Origin of the sequence: Kitasatospora sp. NPDC057512, assembly GCF_042802135.1 — a bacterium.
Classification (GTDB): Bacteria; Actinomycetota; Actinomycetes; order Streptomycetales; family Streptomycetaceae; genus Kitasatospora.
This window is the reverse complement of sequence record NZ_JBHVET010000709.1, coordinates 1-4,433: the sequence shown is the minus strand read 5'-3', so window position 1 is coordinate 4,433 and position 4,433 is coordinate 1. Positions and strand designations below refer to the sequence as shown.

Sequence of the window (4,433 nt, the reverse complement as noted above, 5' to 3'; positions counted from 1 at the left end):
GGGCGATGGCGACCACCGAGATCACCGTCTCCATCACCGACCAGGACTTCAGCGTCTGCCCGACGCTCATCCCGAAGTACTCCTTCACCAGCCAGAAGCCGGCGTCGTTGACGTGCGAGAGGAACAGCGACCCGGCGCCGATCGCGAGCACCAGCAGGGCCGCGTGGGTCGAGGACATGTTCGCGGCGAGCGGGGAGACGATGCCGGCCGCGGTGATCGTGGCGACCGTCGCCGAGCCGGTGGCCAGGCGGATCAGCACGGCGATCAGCCAGCCGAGCAGCAGCGCGGAGATGTGCCACTTGCCGGACCACTCGCTGACCGCGTTGCCGACGCCCACGTCGATCAGGGTCTGCTTGAAGCCGCCGCCCGCGCCGACGATGAACACGATGCCGGCGATCGGGCCGAGCGACTTGCCGACGGTGTCGGAGATCCGGGCCTTGTCGAAGCCGGCCGCCTTGCCGAGGGTCACCATGCCGAGCAGGGTCGCGGCGAGCAGCGCGATCAGCGGGGAGCCGATGAAGTCGAAGACCCGCTGGCCCAGCGCCTTCGGGTTGTCGATCACCACGTCGGCCAGCGCCTTGCCCAGCATCAGCACGACCGGCAGCAGGATGGTGGCCAGCACCGCGGCGAAGGAGGGGGTGCGGTCGTGCTTGGCCGTCTCCTCGGGGGCGGTGGCCGCCGGGATCTCCAGCGGGCCGACCCAGCGCTCGGCCACCCGGGCGAACAGCGGACCGGCGATGATCAGGGTCGGGACGGCGATCAGCAGGCCGAGCGCCAGGGTGATGCCGAGGTCGGCCTTCAGCGCGTCGACGGCGACCAGCGGGCCCGGGTGCGGGGGCACCAGGCCGTGCAGCACCGACAGTCCGGCCAGGGCCGGGATGCCGACCCGCATCAGCGGCACGTTGCCGCGGCGGGCGACCAGCAGCACGATCGGGATCAGCAGGACGACGCCGACCTCGAAGAACAGCGGCAGGCCGAGGACGGCCGCGATCAGCGCCATCGCCCAGGGCAGCGCCTTGTTGCCGGTACGGGAGAGCACGGTGTCGGCGATGATGTTGGCGCCGCCGGAGTCGGCGAGCAGCTTGCCGAGCATCGCGCCGAGGCCGATCAGCAGGCCGACGCTGGCGACGGTGGAGCCGAAGCCCGTCGAGAAGCTGGTGAGCAGCTTGTCGAAGGGGGCACCCGCGACGGCGGCCAGCAGACCGGAGCCGAGCGTGAGGGCGAGGAACGGGTGCAGCTTCAGCTTGGTGATCAGTACGACGATCGCACCGATGCTGAGCAGCACCGCGATCAGCAGCTGGGAGTCGCTGCTGGTGTGCGGCAGGGCCGGTGGGGCGGCCGCCAGCAGAGTGGGGGCAATGCTCACGCGAGGTCTCCATTGACGGGCCGCAGCAGCGCCACGGCCATCTCGACGAGTTCTTCGGGGGACGGGCCCACGTCCAGGGCGGCGCCGCGCTCGTCCGCACCCAGGGGCTCCAGGGTGGCGTACTGGGAGTCGAGCAGCGACGTCGGCATGAAGTGGCCGGTGCGGTGGGAGAGCCGGTCCTCGACCAGCTCGTGACCACCGCTGAGGTGCAGGAAGAAGGCTCCCGGGGCGTCCGCGCGCAGGATGTCGCGGTAGCGGTGCTTCAGCGCCGAGCAGGTCACCACGCCGCCGGTGCCGGCCTCGGTCCGGTCCTTGAGCCAGGCGCCGATGGCGCGCAGCCAGGGGGCGCGGTCCTCGTCGTCCAGCGGGATGCCGGCCGACATCTTGGCGATGTTGGCCGCCGGGTGGAAGTCGTCCGCCTCGGCGAAGGGGAGGGCGAGGCGGTCTGCCAGCAGGCGGGCCAGGGTGGTCTTGCCGACGCCCGAGACGCCCATCACCACGATGGTGAGGGGGGCCTGCGGGAGGTCGTGGTTCTCGACGCTGAGAGCCATGGGTGGTGCTCCTTCGTTGCCTGGCCGCCACTATCGCCTCAAAGATATGACGTATTCAAGTGGCGGAAACCAAATCGTCATACTTTTGCGGTGTGGTCTGGGTCGCAGGACGACACGAACCGGGCCGCGGGACGACACGACCCGGACCGCGGGGCGGCACGACCCGGGCCGAGGGGTGACATGACCCAGGCCACAGGGCGACGTGAACGCGCCCGGGGTGGGCGTCTACCCTGGGCGGATGGAGATCCAGGGACTGCCCGGGCGGCTGCTCGACGAGCTCGGACCGGCGATCGCGTCGGGAGAGGTCCCCGAGGGGGCGGTGCTGCGCGGCGAGGAGCTGGAGCACCGGTTCGGGGTCTCCCGGACGGTGGTCCGGGAGGCGGTGCGGATCCTGGAGGGGATGCGCATGGTGGCGTCCCGGCGACGGGTCGGGATCACCGTGCAGCCGAAGTCGCTCTGGGACGTCTTCGACCCGATGGTGATCCGCTGGCGCCTGGCCGGCTCGGACCGGCCCGCCCAGCTGCGCTCGCTCGGCTCGCTGCGGGTCGCCGTCGAACCGGCCGCGGCCGCGCTCGCCGCCACCCACGCGAGCGACCACGACCGGCGCGAACTCAGTTCACTGGCCGTGGATCTGACGGTCACCGCACGGGCCGCCGACCTGGCCACCTTCCTCGAACACGACATCGCCTTCCACTCCCTGGTGCTGCGCGCCTCCGGCAACGAGATGTTCGCCCACCTCGGCGACACCGTCGCGGCGGTGCTCACCGGCCGGACCGAGTACCATCTGATGCCCCATCAGCCGGAGTCGTACGCGATCCGGCTGCACCGCGAGGTCGCGGAGGCGATCTGCGCCAAGGACGCCGACCACGCCGAGCGGGCGATGCGGACGATCGTGAGCGGCGCGCTGGAGGAGCTCAACGCCCAGCTGGACTGAACCGGGGCGCCTGGGGCGCCTGCCAGGTCCGTCGGAACGGCGCGGACGGCCCGGATGGCACGGTTTGGCGGCAGTTCGGCGGTTTTGGAGGCATAGTCCTGGTTCGGCGGGGCAGAGTGAGCCGAGGGGGCGCGTTTCGTGTGCGCCCGTTCCGTATGCTTCACCGAACACGCGCCACGCGCCTGGGGGTCGCTCGATGTCCGTGCCACGCCGCCGCCGTCGCCGTCGCCTACCCGACGAGGTACGCGCCGCCGCAGTCCGGGCGGTGCTCTGCCTGTCCTTCACCCTGGTCGGCGTCGTGGTGGCGACCCTGGCCTCGTACGCGGACAGTTGGCTGCTGACGCCCGCGCTGCTGGCGATGGGGCTGGGGGTGTTCGGCACCATGTGGTGCCTGGTGGAGATCCTGATCTCCCGCCAGGTCGCGGCCCAGCGGATGCAGACGCCGGGCTCCGCGCACCCGATGGCGGGCAGCCGGGCGCCCTCCGAGCCGCTGGCCGCGCGGCCGTTCCCCCGGCCCGGCTCGTCCTCGGTGTACCGGCAGCCGTACGAGTCGCCGCAGCCGTACGGGCCGGGGCAGCCGCCGTACGGGAACCAGCAACCACCCCGACCGCCGTACCAACCGCCGCGCCAGTCACCGCAGCAGCCGCCGCGCCAGGCCCGGGTGCGGACCAACCACCCGTAGCACCAGGCGGATCGGTCAGTCCCGGAGCGGCAGCGCCCGGTAGTGGGTGGTGAGCCGGCGGTCCTCGTCCAGGACGTGGAAGGCCAGCATCGGCGGGTGGTCGAAGGAGATGCCCGGCCCGCCCTCGAAGGGCGGCGTGACGGTGGAGGCCACGCCCGGCGCGATCAGCAGCGGCAGCCCGGCGAAGGTGGTGGCCGCGGAGGTGTGCGCGTGGCCGCAGAACAGGGCGGCCACCCGGGGGTGGCGGCGCAGCACCCGCTCCAGCCGCTCCTCACCGAACTGGCGGATCGGGTCGACGTACGGCAGGTGCAGTTCCACGGGCGGGTGGTGGAAGGCCACCAGGGCGGGCAACTCGGTGCGGCCGGAGGCGAGTTCGGTGTCCAGCCAGTCCAGCGTCGGCTCGTCCAGCAGGCCGTCGTGCTGCCCGGGTATCGAGGAGTCGAGCATCAGCACGTCGGCGCCCGGCAGTCGGTGCAGCCGGTTGACCGGTCCCTCCCCCGGTGCCTCGCCGAGCAGCACCTCCCGGTACGGCGACCTGGAGTCGTGGTTGCCCGGACAGGTGAGCACCGGGTGCCGGGAGACCAGCACCTCGGCGACCTGCCGGTACTCCTCCGGCAGGCCATGGTCGGCGAGGTCGCCGGTGACCAGCACCGCGTCCAGCGGGCCGGGCAGGGCGTCGAGGTACGCCATCACCTGCTCGGCCCGCCGCCGGGCACGCTTGCCGTCGTCCCGGCGGTGGTCCTGGCCGAGGTGGATGTCACTGAGGTGCGCGATCGTCAGCATGGCGATCACGATAGGGCCTGCCGCCGAACTCCCGTCGTCCGCCCGCAGGGCGGGCGGGGCGGCGTTGGGGTGCGTGCATCGCAAGGCGGAGGAGGGAGCCACTGCGGAGCATTGGCG

General features: G+C 72.3%; 5 protein-coding genes. 2 read left to right on the top strand and 3 right to left on the bottom strand.

Annotated elements, in window-relative coordinates:
* Both ACFU6K_RS32345 and ACFU6K_RS32340 read right to left on the bottom strand, forming a co-directional pair.
* The coding region (locus tag ACFU6K_RS32345) for a gluconate:H+ symporter (protein ID WP_380669105.1) at window positions 1-1,360 on the bottom strand (1,360 nt) is incomplete at its 3' end.
* A gap of 2 nt (window positions 1,361-1,362) precedes the next feature.
* Window positions 1,363-1,917, bottom strand: coding sequence for a gluconokinase (locus ACFU6K_RS32340; protein ID WP_380669103.1), 555 nt, complete (start codon window positions 1,915-1,917; stop codon window positions 1,363-1,365).
* Window positions 1,918-2,155: 238 nt separating this feature from the next.
* On the opposite strand from ACFU6K_RS32340, the gene ACFU6K_RS32335 reads away from it, so the two are divergent.
* Complete coding sequence (locus ACFU6K_RS32335) at window positions 2,156-2,851, top strand: FadR/GntR family transcriptional regulator (RefSeq protein WP_380669101.1); 696 nt, start codon at window positions 2,156-2,158, stop codon at window positions 2,849-2,851.
* Window positions 2,852-3,047: 196 nt separating this feature from the next.
* On the top strand, window positions 3,048-3,533 hold the full coding sequence (locus ACFU6K_RS32330; RefSeq protein WP_380669099.1) for a hypothetical protein: 486 nt from the start codon (window positions 3,048-3,050) through the stop codon (window positions 3,531-3,533).
* A 15-nt stretch (window positions 3,534-3,548) separates the two neighbouring features.
* On the opposite strand, the gene ACFU6K_RS32325 is transcribed toward ACFU6K_RS32330, so the two are convergent.
* Entirely contained in the window at window positions 3,549-4,316 is a 768-nt protein-coding gene (locus tag ACFU6K_RS32325) for a metallophosphoesterase (protein WP_380669097.1), read from the bottom strand.
* Window positions 4,317-4,433 lie beyond the last annotated feature (117 nt).

Coding starts and splice junctions, on each gene's coding strand:
- ACFU6K_RS32340 (WP_380669103.1), bottom strand. CDS start 1,917: ATGGCTCTCAGCGTCGAGAACCACGACCTCCCGCAGGCCCCCCTCACC.
- ACFU6K_RS32325 (WP_380669097.1), bottom strand. CDS start 4,316: ATGCTGACGATCGCGCACCTCAGTGACATCCACCTCGGCCAGGACCAC.
- ACFU6K_RS32335 (WP_380669101.1), top strand. CDS start 2,156: ATGGAGATCCAGGGACTGCCCGGGCGGCTGCTCGACGAGCTCGGACCG.
- ACFU6K_RS32330 (WP_380669099.1), top strand. CDS start 3,048: ATGTCCGTGCCACGCCGCCGCCGTCGCCGTCGCCTACCCGACGAGGTA.